The 14,686-nt window shown below is 71.0% G+C and carries 13 protein-coding genes; 5 read left to right on the forward strand and 8 right to left on the reverse strand.

The features are described 5' to 3' along the window. Window positions 1–47 precede the first annotated feature (47 nt). The 6 genes from KALB_RS24755 to KALB_RS24780 form a co-directional block, all read right to left on the reverse strand. Window positions 48–3,524, reverse strand: a complete 3,477-nt coding sequence (locus tag KALB_RS24755) for a type I polyketide synthase (protein WP_025358398.1) — start codon at window positions 3,522–3,524, stop codon at window positions 48–50. Window positions 3,525–3,536: 12 nt separating this feature from the next. Continuing rightward, window positions 3,537–4,388: a thioesterase domain-containing protein gene (locus KALB_RS24760; protein WP_025358399.1), complete on the reverse strand. Its 852-nt coding sequence runs from the start codon at window positions 4,386–4,388 to the stop codon at window positions 3,537–3,539. Beyond that, entirely contained in the window at window positions 4,385–4,666 is a 282-nt protein-coding gene (locus KALB_RS24765; protein ID WP_025358400.1) for an acyl carrier protein, read from the reverse strand. Before KALB_RS24765 ends, KALB_RS24760 begins: the two co-directional genes overlap by 4 nt. A 26-nt stretch (window positions 4,667–4,692) precedes the next feature. After that, window positions 4,693–5,982, reverse strand: a complete 1,290-nt coding sequence (locus tag KALB_RS24770) for an NAD(P)/FAD-dependent oxidoreductase (protein WP_030107651.1) — start codon at window positions 5,980–5,982, stop codon at window positions 4,693–4,695. A gap of 12 nt (window positions 5,983–5,994) precedes the next feature. After that, window positions 5,995–6,942, reverse strand: coding sequence for a DUF1996 domain-containing protein (locus KALB_RS24775; RefSeq protein WP_051912839.1), 948 nt, complete (start codon window positions 6,940–6,942; stop codon window positions 5,995–5,997). Between the two features lie 499 nt (window positions 6,943–7,441). Then, complete coding sequence (locus KALB_RS24780; RefSeq protein ID WP_025358401.1) at window positions 7,442–8,050, reverse strand: TetR/AcrR family transcriptional regulator; 609 nt, start codon at window positions 8,048–8,050, stop codon at window positions 7,442–7,444. A 65-nt stretch (window positions 8,051–8,115) separates the two neighbouring features. On the opposite strand from KALB_RS24780, the gene KALB_RS24785 reads away from it, so the two are divergent. The 5 genes from KALB_RS24785 (at window position 8,116) to KALB_RS24805 (ending at window position 12,543) form a co-directional block, all read left to right on the forward strand. Beyond that, the gene (locus KALB_RS24785; protein ID WP_025358402.1) at window positions 8,116–9,546 is read left to right on the forward strand and encodes a carotenoid oxygenase family protein; all 1,431 of its coding nucleotides are present in this window, start codon (window positions 8,116–8,118) and stop codon (window positions 9,544–9,546) included. 551 nt (window positions 9,547–10,097) lie between these two features. Continuing rightward, entirely contained in the window at window positions 10,098–10,550 is a 453-nt protein-coding gene (locus KALB_RS24790) for a MarR family winged helix-turn-helix transcriptional regulator (protein WP_025358403.1), read from the forward strand. A 471-nt stretch (window positions 10,551–11,021) separates the two neighbouring features. Further along, window positions 11,022–11,234: a DUF2277 domain-containing protein gene (locus tag KALB_RS24795; protein WP_025358404.1), complete on the forward strand. Its 213-nt coding sequence runs from the start codon at window positions 11,022–11,024 to the stop codon at window positions 11,232–11,234. A 14-nt stretch (window positions 11,235–11,248) separates the two neighbouring features. Then, a complete protein-coding gene (locus KALB_RS24800) occupies window positions 11,249–11,626 on the forward strand; it encodes a YchJ family protein (RefSeq protein WP_025358405.1) in 378 nt (125 codons plus the stop codon). Beyond that, complete coding sequence (locus tag KALB_RS24805; RefSeq protein WP_025358406.1) at window positions 11,623–12,543, forward strand: Leg1-related protein; 921 nt, start codon at window positions 11,623–11,625, stop codon at window positions 12,541–12,543. The genes KALB_RS24800 and KALB_RS24805 overlap by 4 nt, the downstream gene beginning before the upstream one ends. Here KALB_RS24805 and KALB_RS24810 read toward each other — a convergent pair. Next, window positions 12,525–13,388: an alpha/beta fold hydrolase gene (locus KALB_RS24810; protein ID WP_081789480.1), complete on the reverse strand. Its 864-nt coding sequence runs from the start codon at window positions 13,386–13,388 to the stop codon at window positions 12,525–12,527. The genes KALB_RS24805 and KALB_RS24810 overlap by 19 nt on opposite strands. Before the next feature lies 1 nt (window position 13,389). After that, window positions 13,390–14,640: a chymotrypsin family serine protease gene (locus KALB_RS24815; RefSeq protein WP_201771805.1), complete on the reverse strand. Its 1,251-nt coding sequence runs from the start codon at window positions 14,638–14,640 to the stop codon at window positions 13,390–13,392. Between the last annotated feature and the right edge of the window lie 46 nt (window positions 14,641–14,686).

Genomic DNA, 14,686 nt, shown 5'->3' on the forward strand with positions numbered 1-14,686 from the left:
CCGGTCCGGCGCGGGCAGTCGGCTCAGGCGTGCCGACAGCCGACCGATCAGGCTTTTGGGCCTGCCGCCACCTCGCCCTCGGCCAGGAAGGTCACGATGTCGTCCAGGGTGCGCAGCTCGGCCAGTTTCTCCGGGCCCGCGCTGGCCGTGCCGGGGAACCGCTCGCGCAGCACGCCCATGATCTCCACGCGCTTGATCGAGTCGATGCCCAGGTCCGCCTCCACGTCCATGGCCGGATCCAGCATGTCCGTGGGGTACCCGGTCTTCTCGGACACGACCTCCAGTAGGGCGGCACGCACGGTCGGCGCCTGCGCCACGGCGGGCTTGGGCGGGGGCGGCGGGGTCGGCACCGGCCTCGGCGAGGGGTCCGGCACGAGCGGCTGCGGCCCGGCCTCGGGCAACGCGGGCCTGGCAGCGACCGGGGCGGCGGGAACGGCGTACTGGTAGGTGATCGGTGCGGGACGCGTGCCCGTGTCCAGCTGCGCGACGCTGCGCAGCACCTCCGTGGCGTGGACGTGCGTCTGTCCGATCGCGACACTGTGCTGCACGATGGAGTTTATTCCGGACAACACGCCCTCGCGGGGGCCCTGCGCGGCCTCGCGCTCCAGCACCCCGCTGAGGCGTTCCGCGATGCGCAACTGGTTGTCCAGGTAGTCCCGGTGCATGGCCAGGTGCTCGGCGGCCGCGGAGTGCGCCGCGGGCGCGGTGCCCTCGATGCGGTACCCGTTGTCCAATGCCTGCTGGTAGGCGCGGCGGCGATCGTCTGACACGTGGTTCACCCCGTTCAACGCGATCCTCATTCCCTTGGTGTGCTTGGCCTTCCTCGGCGGTGCGGGGGCGGCGTGGCGGTTGAGCCCGCTCAGCGGCAGCCCCAGCACGAGCAGCCTCGCGGCCACCTGCTTGAGCGCCCGGTCCCCGTCGGTGCCGGGGCCGCCGTCCGCGGTCAGCACCACCACCTCGGGCCGGTCGGCAAGGATCCGCCGCACCAGGCCGGACAGCACGCCGCGAGGCCCGAACTCCACGAACACCCGGAAGCCGTCGGCGTACATGTCCTGTACACGAGCGGCGAACTGCACTGGTTCACCGAGTTGCCGAACCAACAGTCCGCAGTTCGCCTCGACATCCGAGCCGTAGCGGCCGTCGGCGAGGTTCGAATAGACCGCGATCTTGGGTTCGCGGACCTCCACTTCGGACACTGCCTGCCCGAAGCCCTGGACCGCATGGGCCACGTACTTGGTGTGGAACGCCGCTGCCACAGGCAGTTCCTGCGCGCCGACACCGGACGCACGGCACTGCGCCACGAACTCGCGAACCGCCTGCGTTCCCCCACCGACGACCACCTGGTCGAGCGAGTTCACGTTGCAGACGAACACATCGGCCCGCCCCGCGAGCAGCTCCTCGACCTGGGACGCACCCAGCCGCACGGCCACCATCGTGCCCGGATCAGCCTGGTCCTCGGGGCGGCGGGCCATGGCCGCACCGCGGGCCCTGGCCAGCGCGGTGAACTCCTCCTCGGTCAGGCTTTCGGCCGCCCACAAGGCAACCAGCTCACCGAAGCTGTGACCGAGCACACCGTCGGGCACGAACCCGGAATCGCCCAGGTACCGGTACTGACCGACAGCCAGCGCGCCGATCGCGGGCTGCGCGAACTCGGTGCGCCGCAGCGCCGCGTCCTGCTCGGCGCGGGTGGCCTCGTCGAACGCGGGCGGCGGGAACACCACGCGCCCCAACGACTCCGGACCGCCGAAGGCCGCCGACGCACGGTCGAAGGCCGCGCGGACCGGCGGCAGGGCCAGCGCGGTGCCGGTGCCCATGCCCACGTACTGGCTGCCCTGCCCGGCGAACAGGGCGCCGACCTTGCCCGCCCAGCCGTCGCGGACCATCGCCACCCGCCGGTAGTACGCGCTGGCGAGCTCGAAGGACGTGGCGCCGGGTTCGGCCTGAAGCCGTTGCAGCGCCTCGGCTCGTGCCGCGTCCAGTTCGGACTGATCGCCTGCTACCACAGCGAGCCGCGCGTGTTCGGCGGGCACCGGCCACTCCGGCCCCGAACCGTCCACACCGGAGGCCAACACCTCGATCAGCTGCTGCGGGGTGGGCGCGCTCCACACGTGCACCCGGCTCACCGGGTGCCCCGCCGTGGCCGACTCGTCGTGCTCCTCCAGCACGCAGTGGAAGTTCGTGCCGCCGAAGCCGAAGGAGGACAGGGCGGCGCGGCGGGTGGGCCGCACCGGGTCGGTGATCCACGGCCGCGCGATCGTGTTGACGTAGAACGGAGAGGTGGCGAAGTCCACGGCCGCGCGCGGGCGCCGCACGTTGATCGTGGGCGGCAGCACCCGGTGGTGCAGGGCCAGCGCGAGCTTGATCATGCTCGCGGCGCCCGCGGCCGCCTTGGTGTGCCCGATCTGGGACTTCACGCTGCCCACCGCGGCGAACTGCCGCTGCGAACTGGCCGCGCCGTACACCTCGCGCAGCGCGGTCAGCTCGGTGAGGTCGCCGACCGAGGTGCCGGTGCCGTGGCACTCGACCAGCCCGATCTGTTCGGGCCCGAACCCGGCGTGCTGGTAGGCCCGTCGCAGTGCGAGCACCTGGCCCTCCTTGCGCGGGGCGTAGATGCTCTTGTACCGGCCGTCGCTGGAACTGCCGATCCCCCGCAGCACCGCGTAGATCCGGTCCTCGTCCCGCTCCGCGTCGGCCAGCCGCTTGAGCGCGAGCATGCCGATTCCCTCGCCGATCAGCGTGCCGTCGCTGGACTCGTCGAAGGGCCGGATCACGCCCGCGCGGGAGAAGGCCGGGGTCTTGGAGAAGCACAGGTACATCAGGATCGTGTTCTCGGCGTCACAGCCACCGGTGAGCATCAGGTCGGCGCGGCCGGACAGCAGCTCGGCGGCGGCCACGTGCACGGCGGCCAGCGAACTGGCGCAGGCGGCGTCCACGGTGCAGTTGGTGCCGCCCAGGTCGAACCGGTTCGCGATCCGCCCGGCGACCACGTTGCCGAGCATGCCGGGGAAGGAGTTCTCCTCCCAGGGCGCGAACGCGGAGACGAACTTGGCGGCGATCGCCTCCGCGTCGCGCTCGCTGAGCCCGCAGGACCGCACGACCTCCTTGAGCACCGGGGTCTGCAACCGGGTGGCCAGCGGCTGGGTCAGCGAGTTCGCCCCGGTCACGCCGAGCACCACACCCGTGCGCGCGGGGTCGTAGCTCCCGGCGTCGGCCAGCGTCTGCTTGGCCACGACCAGGCTCAACAGCTGGAGCACGTCGGTGACGTCCAGGGTGTTCGGCGGCAGGCCGAACTCCAGCGGGTCGAAGGGCACCTCGGGCAGGAACCCACCGCGCTTGCAGTAGGTCTTGTCCGGGGCGGCCGGGTCCGGGTCGTAGTGGTCCTCGACCCGCCAGTGGCTCTCGGGCACCTCCTCGATGCAGTCCCGGGCCTGCACCACGTTGGCCCAGAACTCACCGAGGTCACCGGCCTTGGGGTACAGCGCCCCGAGGCCGACGATGGCGATGGCGGTGTCGTGGTGGTCCATGGTGTCGGGTCCTCACGCGGAGCGGGCGGTCATCGGGGTGGGCAGCAGTTGCCTGGTCAGCCGGGCGACCAGGGCCACGGTCACCGGGTCGCGCAGCATGGAGTAGTGGTCGCCCGGGCAGCGCAGCACCCGCAGGTCGGTGGCCAACCGCTGCCAGCCCAACGGGTCCGCGGTGTCGATCAGGCCGTTCTCGGGGCGCACCAGGGTGATCGGCACGCGCGCGGCCCCGGCCCGGTGGGCGCTGGTCAGCCCGACGTTGCGGAACAGCCCGTGCAGGTAGACCTCGTACACCTTGCACAGCCCGGCCAGGGTCGTGTCCGGCCAGAGCAGGCCGCTGTCGATGCCCGCCGCCAGCACCAGGCGCAGCCCGGTCTCGGCGTCCATGCCCCGGAACCGCTTGCCTGGCAAGGAAAGCCGCCCGCCGCGCTTGGCCGCGAGGTAGGTCACGAACCAGGGCAGCAGCACCTCGGCGGTGAAGTCCTCGCGGGAACGCCGGTACCCCCGTGCGGGCGCGATGCTGTCCAGCAGCACGAGGTGGGCGGGCAACTGGTGCTCGGCCAGCAACTCGGTGAGCGCGTAGCCCACGACCCCGCCGACCGACCAGCCCGCCAGCAGCCACGGGCCGTGCAGCAGTCCGGCGGCGCGCAGCTGCTCGGCGGCGCTCTCGGCCAGACCGGCGACCGACAAGCCGTCCTGTTCGCCGGTGACCATCATCCGGCGGTAGGCGGGCAACTGCTCCAGGTCCACCACGTGCAGGGTGCCCAGCGCGGCGGCCAGGTCCTGGTGCACGGTGGCGGGCAGCGCCCCGGGGTGCACCAGCACGACCCGTGGCGCACTCGGGCACTCCGCCAGTGTCCTGATCACAGCCCGCCCCCGTCCCGCTTGGCCACGATGTGCGCGGAGAGCTCGGCGATCGTGGGGTGGTACCAGAGCGCGGTGGTCTCCAGTTCAAAGCCCAGCCAGGACTCCAGCTCGCCGGAGAGCACCAGCGCCTCGGTGGAGTCCAGGTCGAACTCGTCGAAGTAGCGGTGCACGTCCACCTGCTGCGCGGGCACGCCGAGCCGGTGGGCGATCTTGTCCACCAGCCACTGCCGCACCTCGGGCTCGGTCGGCGGGCGCTGGGTCACGACCTGTTCGGACATGGGCTGTCTCCTCCTGGCGGGGCGGATCAGGCGGGGCGGGCCGCGAGGCTGCGGTCGCGCAGGACCGACTCGGCGGCGGCGAGGCCGGAGTCGAAGGCGGACTCGTGCGAGCCGACGATGTCGGGGCCCAGCCGCCTCGCGTGGAAGTAGGAACCGGCGAACTTCACCCGCGAGCCCTCGTTGACCGCGTGCAGCGTGGGCTGCATCCGGCGGACCTCGGCGGTGAACACCGGGTGCCGGAAGGACTTCTCCGCCAGCACCGCCTCGGGGCGGATCGGCAGCGGGCAGTCCAGGGTCAGGAAGTAGTCACGGCTCGCGGTGAGGTCCTGCAATCGGTTGAGGTAGTAGACGACCCAGCTGTGCCGCTCCCCGAGGCGGCCGTAGTTCCAACTGCGCCAGGTGTCGCGGTCGGCGGGCAGCACGGTGGGATCGGTGTGCAGCACCGCGCGGGTCGGGTGGTACGCGATGGCCGACAGCCGCCGCTGGCTCGTGGTGGGCCGGTCCAGCACGGCCAGGGCCTCGTCGGCGTGGGTGGCCAGCACCACGTGGTCGAACCACTCGGTGCCGTCCAGGCTGTGCACCTCGACGGAGTCCTGGTGCTCGACCACCCGGTGCACCGGGATGGCCAGGCGGATCAGCCCGCCCGCCGCGCGCAACCGCCCCAGGGCGGCGCGGACGTAGCTGATGCTCCCGCCATCGACGGTTCGCCACGGCACGGTCCTGCCCCCGAGGCCCTCCGCTCCGTGGGCGTAGAAAAACGCGATGACCGTGCTCGCGGGCATCTGCCAGATCTTGTCCGCGGGCACCGACCAGGCCGCCGTGGAGATGAGCACGACGAACCCGTACCGAAAAGCCTTGCTGTAACCGTTTCCGTCGAGGTAATCGCCCAACGACATATCGGCACGCCCGCGGATGAAGTCCTTCGGCGCTTCACGCTGGAACCTGGCGGCCTCGTGCCACAGCAACTGGAAATCGGCGGGACAGCGCTGGGCGACTTCCTCCTCACCTAGTTCCAGATCCTCCGAGACGTAGGTTGCATCCGATTCCGCGTCGAAGAAGCAGAATCGTCCCGCGTGCGCTTTGGTCGCCACGCCGAGCTCCGCGAAGAATGCCGCGATCGAGGGGTAGTGCGGTTCGTTGTACACGACGAATGCCGTGTCCAGGCCCAGCACCCGGCCGTTGTCCTCGACCTCCACCGTGCAGGCGTGACCGCCCGCGGTGTGCGCCGAGTCGAACAGGGTCACCTCGGCCTCCGCCCGCAGCCGGTAGGCCGCCGACAGCCCAGCGACACCCGCCCCGATCACCGCGACGCGCATGCTCACCGGCCCTCAGTTCCCCATCGCCATGCCGGGCATGGACATGGGCTGCATGGACAGGGCGGCCTGGTCCTCGGCCTCGGTGGAGCGCGGCCGGTTGGCCGGGCCCGCGGTCCTGCCGATGGCGTTGCGCAGCGGCCCGTCGAGCACAGTGCCCAGCGGGTTGCCCGGGTTGAGCACGTCGAGGAACTGGGTCACGAAGGCCGCGTGGCCCGCCTGGTCCCAGGAGTTGACGAAGTCGGCGTGCCCGGTCATCGTGCCGCCGCTGGCCAGGCTCAGGCCCCGGCCGGACTTCTGGTCCGGCCAGAACACGGTCTCCTTCAGACCGGGCACCGGGACGGGGTGGTCCGCGGGGCACCGGCCGTCCCTGCTGAAGGCCATGTGGCTGATGTGGTTGGGGCTGTCCAGGTCGCTGCCGTTCCAGCAGTCCGGGAACCACACGGTCATGGTCAGCGGGTGCCCGTCCTCGGGGCAGTCCGGGATGACGCTGGCCGAGGCGTGGCTGAGGTCGTCGTTGCAGGACCACTCCACAGTGGACAGTGCCTGCGGGCCGCGCGTGTTGGCGTTGCCGGAGAGGATCTTCAGCCCGGGCGGGAACGGCTGGACCCTGCGCTTGAACCGGGCCTGGTAGGTGGTGATCATGGTGCGCGCGGTCAGCGGCTGGCCGTCCTTGCGCAGGTTGGCCACCCAGTAGCCCGCCTTGTCGAACGGGTTGTTGCAGGTGGTCCCGCCGCCGCGCAGGGTGTCCGCGGTGGAGAACGCGTCGGTCTGCCTGTTTCCGTAGAAGTCGTGGGTGTGCGATTTGCCCCGTTCACCAGGAAAGACGATCGGGTCGTCGTCGTTGCGGTGACTCCAGGTGCAAATCGCCTGGAACGAGGCGTCGGTCCTGCCTGCCCACAGGCCGGGAACCGCCGGGGCCGCGTCACTTGACCGCGCGGTGAGCGCAATGGCGCCACCCATTGTCGCCACGGTGACAAACGTCAGCCCCAGGGCTAGCCAGCGACGCCTCGCTGGTGTGAGGTAAGCACCTAAGTGGTTGAACATGCGACAAAACCTCTCGCTGTCGTGGGCCGGGAATTAATTGACCCGCCACTCAGCGTAGAGATGACCCGCCTAGCCGCAACATTGCACGTGGTTAAACGTGGGTAAATCACCCTGGACGGTCAGTGACAAGACTCACCTGAACCATTTACCCGCACAATTCGTAAACTCACCCGGCTGAGCGATCGGGGCTGCGCCGTTGTCCACGCCGTGACAACCTGGCCCCGGCACCCCACCACTCAGCCTGCCACGAAGGCCGCCGTCACGGCACGGGCCCGCGCGCCGCCCCAATGTCCCAAAGGTGCCCTTCATGACGCCCAACGCCTCAAACGGCACCTTCATGACGCACGCCCGCGCCTCCCCCCACCCCGCGCCGCGAAGGTGGCTTTCACTGCACCCAGTGCAGTGAAAGCCACCTTCACACCACCGGCACCCCGTCCCGGCGCCAGCCGCGCAAGCCAGCGCGGATCGCCCGCTCATAAGTGGCCGCCGCGTCCACCTCCCCGGGCAGATCCGCCCGCAGTTCCAGCGAGACCATGCCGTGCACCAGGGCCCAGCAGGCGATCGCGATGCCCTCGGCGGGTTCGTCCACCAGCACGCCCTCGTCCACCGCGCGGCGCACGGCGGCCAGCAGCGGGGCGAAGGTGCCCTCGGCCTGTTCACGTGCCTGCGCGTCGGGCTCGAAGCCGGGGATCACGGCGGTGAACATGATCGCGTAGAGGTGGCGGTCGGCCAGCGCGCTCTCCCGGTACAGCAGGCCCAGCCGCACCAGGTCAGCCTCCGCGTCGGGGCCGGGACGCACCTGGGCCAGCCGCGCGTTGAAGCGCCGGAACGCCTCCACGTAGACCTCGCGGATCAGCGCGGCCTTGCCGCCGAACAGCGAGTACACCGCCGTGGTCGAGGTGCCCGCGTCGGCGGCGAGCCTGCGCAGGCTCAGCGCGTCCGGGCCCTCGCCGGAGATCAGTTCACCGGCGCGGTCCAGCAGCCGGGTGCGCAGGGCGTCGTCGTGGGTCTTGGGTCGGGCCACTTGACAAGCGTATCGCAACAGCGTTTTATAACTGCGTCACAGAACCTCTGGGTTGCGAGGCGCACATGACCAGCACAGTTCTCCAGGGCAACTTCGGCCCGGTAGCCAGCGAACTGACCGTCACCGAGCTCCCGGTCACCGGACACATCCCCGAGCAGTTGGACGGGCGCTACCTGCGCAACGGCCCCAACCCGGTGCTGCCGCCCAACCCCCGCACGTACAACTGGTTCCTGGGCAGCGGCATGGTGCACGGGGTGCGCATCCGCGGGGGCCGCGCCGAGTGGTACCGCAACCGGTTCGTGCGCGACGGCTTCGTGGCCAGCGCGCTGGGCGAGCAGCGGCCCGCCGGGCCACGGCACGCCGGGACCGACTTCTCCGCCAACACCAACGTGCTCGGGCACGCCGGGCGCACGCTGGCGCTGGTCGAGGGCGGCAGCCTGCCCTACGAGCTGACCGAGGAACTGGACACCGTGGGCGCCTGCGACTTCGGCGGCACCCTGCGCGGCGGCTACACGGCCCACCCCAAGATCGATCCCAGGACCGGCGAGCTGCACGCGGTCTCCTACTACTGGGCGGCGGGCAGCACCGTCCAGTACACGGTGGTCGGGCTGGACGGGCGTGTGCGGCGCACTGTGGACATCCCCGTCGGCGGCAGCCCGATGATGCACGACTTCTCGCTGACCGAGAACTACGTGGTGCTCTACGACCTCCCGGTGACCTTCGACTTCGAACTGGCCGCCAAGGCCGCGCCCAAGCTGCTGCGCAAGCCGGTGGAATTCCTGCTGTCCCAGTTCATCGGGCGCAGGCCCGTGCCGGGGCGCATCGCCGAGCGCGTCAACCGCAAGGGCGGCGGTGCGCTGCCCTACGCCTGGAACCCCGACCACCCCGCGCGCGTCGGCGTCCTGCCCCGCAACGGCTCCGTCGCGGACCTGCACTGGTTCGAGGTCGAGGCGTGCTACGTCTTCCACGCGCTCAACGCCTACGAACAGGGCGAGGAGCTGGTGCTGGACGTGGTGCGGCACCCGCAGATGTTCGCCACCGACAGGCTCACCCCCAACGAGGGCGGCACCACGTTGGACCGGTGGACGATCGACCTGTCCGCGGGCAAGCTCCGCGAGGACCGGTTCAGCGAGGTGCACCAGGAGTTCCCACGCGTGGACGAGCGGCTACTCGGCAGCAGGCACCGCTACGGCTACACGATCGGCTCCGACGGCGGCGTGCCCGGACTGGAGCTGAACTCCCTGTGCAAGCACGACCTGCTCACCGGCGACACCCGTGTGCACTCGTTCGGGAAGGGGCACGGCGCCGGCGAGTTCGTCTTCGTGCCCACCGGTGCGGAGGAGGACGCGGGCGTGCTCATGGGCATGGTGTACGACGCCAGCGAGGACCGCAGCGACCTGGTCCTGCTCGACGCCCAGACCCTCGACACGGCCGCGCGGATCCACCTCCCCACCCGCGTCCCCTACGGCTTCCACGGCAACTGGATGCCGAGCTGACCCCACCCACCCCGCGAGTCCCGCCCAGGTGCCCGCGAGTCCCGCTCTCCAGCAGACGAGTCCCGCCCAGCCGGGCACGAGTCCCGCCCGGCAAGCGCCGACACACCGCATCGGAACGGCGAACACGCCGTGCGGAAAGCGCGAACACGCCGTACCGCAGGCGCCGACACGCCGTACGCGAAGCGCCGACACGCGCCGTAGGCCACAACAGGATCCGGTCCGGGGTGGGGCTGCGATCGGCAGTTGCCGCCAGGAACTGCGCTTCCTGCGCGGCACCGGTATCCCCGGCGAGCAGCGAGCCATCGCGTGATCAGCTGGCCACAGACCGGAACCGACCAGGCGGCCAGCAGGGTGGGCCCGTCGTGCACGGCAACCGCGGCGTCGCGGGAGTTGCACAGGTTGTCCCCAGTCAACAGTCCGTCGAACCCGGCCTCCTCCGCGGGCCACTTCGTCCCAGGTGTGCGGGTTGACCTTCAGTCCCATACCGCATTGCTGGAGATCTGGTGAAGACGTGGGGTCGCGGGAAGCGCGAGTTGTGACACACTTCCTAGGTGGCGCAGGACCTGATCGACGACGAGACCGTGACCGTCTTCGGCATGCTCACCGACGCGTTGACCAGACTGAGGGATCTCACCCACCAGGACCTCGGCGTGCCGGAGACCTGGTTCGAGGTGTTGCTCTGCCTGGGACGCGCGCCGGAGCACGCGCTGCGGGTGACCGAGCTGGCGACCGCGATCTCGTTCAGCTCAGGCGGTTTCACCCGACTGGCCGACCGCATCGAGCAGGCCGGACTGGTGCGGCGTACCCCCGACCCGGAGGACCGCAGGGCGGCGTTCGTGGTGCTCACCGACGCTGGCCGCGAGGTGCTCGACCAAGCACTGGCCCGCCACGCCGCACTGGTCCGCGAGCACCTGACCAACCGGCTCAATGCACACGAACGGCGCAGCATGTTGCGGATCGCGCACAAGCTGAAGGACTGCGCGGAGCTCAACCGGCCGCGCTGAACACCCGGGTCTCGCGGATCGCGTCCACCTCGCAGCTGAGGATGTCTCGATCCAGCACGGCGAGGTCGGCGGGCTTGCCTGGTTCGACCGAACCCGCCCCAGCAGCCGCACGGACACGGCCTTCCGCGGGGTGAGAAGGTTTTCCCCCGGTGCGCCTGCCAAGGCTGGAACATCGGGTGGAGCCTGCCTCCGTCGCTGGCCTGCGCCACGGCGGCCAGGTCGCGGATCCGCCCGCGGGTCGGGTGCGGCAGGCACGCCCGCACGGTCGGCCGCACCGCCATCCTGGCGATCTCGGTGAGCTGCCCGGCGGACACGGTCGACCGGCCGTTGCCGGTAGGGCACCGAAGTAGATCGTGGTGATCATGCCACGCCCCGCACCGGCACACCCCGTGGCAGCCCGGTTCCGGCGAATTCCGGCGCAACACGCGTGTTCGGCAGCCAAATCCCCTGCGACGGCCTACCGTCGTGGGCATGTGCCGAAGCATCAAAACGCTGCGACCGCCGTACGTCGAGGACGCCACCGGTGAGGACGTGCGCGCCGCCGCACTCCAGTACGTGCGCAAGATCAGCGGGTTCCGCGCGCCCAGCAGGGCCAACGCCGAGGCGTTCGAGCACGCCGTGGACCAGATCGCCGCCGCAACGCAGCACCTGCTGGACCACCTGCACGTCAAGCCCACCGCATAGGCCAGAATCAGCGCGTGGCGACCAAGCAGTGCCCGTGCGGGCTCGGAGATCCCTACGAGCAGTGTTGCGGCAGGCTGCACCAGGGGCGGGCCAGCGCCGCCACCGCCGAGCTGCTGATGCGCTCGCGGTTCAGCGCGTTCGCCGTGCGGGACGAGGCGTACCTGCTGCGCACCTGGCACAGCAGCACCCGCCCGCCGGGCGTGGAGTTCGACCCCGGCCTGCGCTGGGTGCGGCTGGAGATCCTGGACCGCGTCGAGGGCGGCATGTTCGCCACCGAGGGCACGGTGGAGTTTCGCGCGCACTACCGCGAGGGCGGCCAGCGCGGCGCGATGCAGGAGCGCAGCCTGTTCGTGCGGGACGCGGGCAACTGGGTCTACCTGGGACCGCAGTGAGCGGGCACCCCGCCGAACTGACCGGACTGGACCTGCACGAGGTGTGGACCGGGGCCCCGCCACTGGGTGACCGGTTCGACCCGTTCAGCTTCCCGCAGCGCATGGCCGCCTACCGCGCGCTGATCCAGGCCACCAACCACAACGGGCTGTTCGGCGCGGACAACCGGGACAACCCGTTGTGGGGACTGATGTTCCAGCACCAGTGGCAGCACCGCACGGGGCGGCTCGGTCTCGGTGACCGGATCGACCCGGACGCGGGCTGGGGCTTCGGCAACTACGCGCTCTGCGTGATCCCGTGGCTGGGCGCCGAGGCCGCGGGGGTCGTGCCCCCGGCGGAACTGCTCGAACCACCTGGGCCGACTCGGTTCCGTTACGGGCCGGAGCAGTTCGACACCGGGCTGGCCGACTGGCGCCGCTACTTCGAACTGGTCCGCGCGACACGACCGGGCAGCGACCTCGAACCGCTGCGGCTCGCGCTGTGGAAGGCGCACAAGAGTTGCCTGGACGTGGTGGCCGGGCAGATCGCCACCACCGAGCCGGACCCGTACTCGCCCACCGAACTGCTGTTCCTGCGCGGGTGGTGCCGTATGGTCGACTACCTGTGGGCCGCGGCCTGGCGCACCGACTTCGACTTCATGGTCGAGTACGGCCTGGACGTGCTGCCCGAACACCCGTTGCGGGCGGAGTCCGACCTCGCCGCGCTGCCGACCAGGGCACGCCGCAACGTGCGCAACGTCCTGCGGCTGGCCCGCACACCAGACTGGCGCTACGCGCTGAACCTGCTGCTGTGGCGGCGCGTGATGCGCACCCGGCAGGCGCGCGACGAGGTGCTCGCGATGCTCGAAGCCGTGTTCCAGCCCAGTACGGGCACCAAGGCCGCCCGCAGGCGACTGATCGGCTACCTGCTCAGGCCGTGACGGTCCAGGAACGACAGCACGGTGTCGGCGAAGGCCTGCGGCTGCTGCTCGTGCAGCCAGTGCCCGCAGCCGGCGAACTCCACCAGCTCGGTGTTCGGACGACGCGCGGCCATCTCGGCTGCGTGCTCCCCGGTCAGCAACATGCTGTGCTCGGCCCGCAGCAACAACGCGGGACACGTCGACCCGAGCCAGTCATCCCACCAATCGCCGACGCAGTGCCGTTGCACCTCCATCATGTCCGCGTAGTCGAAGGCAAGCCGCCAACCGTGCTCGTCGCGGACCACGCTGCGCAGGAAGTACTCCGGCGCCGGACTGTCCACGAAGAACTCCTGCCACAGCGCACGGCTGCCCAGGTGCACCGGCCAGCCCGTGACGTCCAAAATGGACGGTGGGACCACCGCGCCCTCGTCGACCACGACCAGTGCGCTGACCAGTTCCGGGTGCCGGGCCGCCAACTGGTAGGCGGTGAGCCCACCCATCGAGTGGCCCAGCACCACGCACGGGCCGACGCCCGCCGCACGGATCTGCGCGGCGGCGTCGGCCACGAACGCCTCCCGGTCGAAGGGCCCGCGCTGCGAGGCGGCACCGTGCCCGCGCTGGTCGTGCGCGATCAACCGCAGTCCCTCGACCGGCGCGAAACTCTGCGCCGTACCGAACGTGCCGTGCAGGGCGAGAACCGGAACGCGGCGGCCGGGTCGGCGGGACTCGGGCTCCTGCGGGCGGGACTCGCGGGCCCTAGAGCGGGACTCGCGCGCCTCAGAGCGGGACTCGCGCTCTACTCGGCGGGACTCACGGGCCCCAGGGCGGGACTCACCCACCCCAGAGCGGGACTCGTGGGGTTGCACCTCAGGTCCTCGGGTTCAGGGTGAGCCCGAAGTGGTCGAACACGTCGGTGGCCTCGGTCCAGAACACACCCGGCGCGCCGTCACCGGCGTCCCCGTCGGACAGCACCCCACGCGCCTGCCGCTTGTCCCCGGCCTGCACCGCGAAGATCGTCGCGCCCGAGTCGCCACCGGCCGCGCCCCAGCCCCGGTTCACGGCGTCACCCCACACACCACGCACCCGGTAGCCCAGCCCGGGGCAGCCCTCGGTGGCACTGCACCACTTGTCCTGGTTGGTCACCTTGATGTTGCACGGCGTGGGGTGCCCCATGAAGAAGGACCGCTGCCCGGCGTGGCAGACGTAGTCCCCGTTGTAGGAGTAGGCGTAACTGCTCAGCGGCTTCCAGCCGTCGGTGTCGGACTCGTCGGCGTTGTTGTCGGCCCCGTCGATCGTCTCGGAGTCGAACTGCTCGTAGCGGGCGGTCACCTTGCCCACGGAGTTGCCGCGCTGACCGTTGTTGTAGTCCCCGGCACGCCCCGCCCGCGTGTAGACCTGCGTGCCCACACCGAAGCAGTGCGCCGCCGTGACCATGATCGGGTGGTTGTCGGACTTGCGCACCGCGGGCAGCCCAGCCGTGCAGCCCACCCCGCTGCCGCTGCTGGTGATCGCGTCCCCACCGATGAACGGGGCCGTGTCGTTCCACTTCACGTCCGCCCACGCCTTGGGCACCAGCGGGCGTCCGGGCACGAGGTTCACCGGCAGCTCCAGGCTCGCCTGCGCGGCGACCGGCTTGCTGGCGCCCACCGTGACCTCCAGCCCCGAGGCGTCGGGTGCCGGACCGGCCAGGTACACCTGGTACGGCAGGCGGTTCGCCTCGGCCAGGTCCAGCAGGTGCTGGCTGGCCGCGTCCAGCTCGCGGTGCGTGTAGGCGGCCTTGACCACCTGCACCCGGCTCGTGTCCAGGCCCGGGTCCACCGCGCGCGCCGCGGCGAGGGCGCGGCCGGTCTGCGCGGTGTCGGTCAGGTAGAGCCGCACCACCCCGTGGTTGGCGTCGATCGCCAGGTTGCCGTACACATCGGCGAGCTCACCCCGCCCCGCGGCGCCCAGTGCCGAAGCGGTCGCGCGCAACGGGTCGAGCAGCACGGCCTGCTGCTGCGGGCTCATCGCGGCGATCTGCTCGTCGCTGAGCACCCGCGCCTGCGCGGGCGCCGAGACCGTGCACAGCAGCCCGACCGCGGCCAGGCACACGCCAGCCCAGCGTGACTTTCCCCCCATGACAAATCCCCTCCGTGAGATCAACTCCCGAAGGGGATTGTGCCCG

The organism is Kutzneria viridogrisea DSM 43870 (assembly GCF_000525635.1).
In the GTDB taxonomy this organism is placed as follows: domain Bacteria; phylum Actinomycetota; class Actinomycetes; order Mycobacteriales; family Pseudonocardiaceae; genus Kutzneria; species Kutzneria viridogrisea.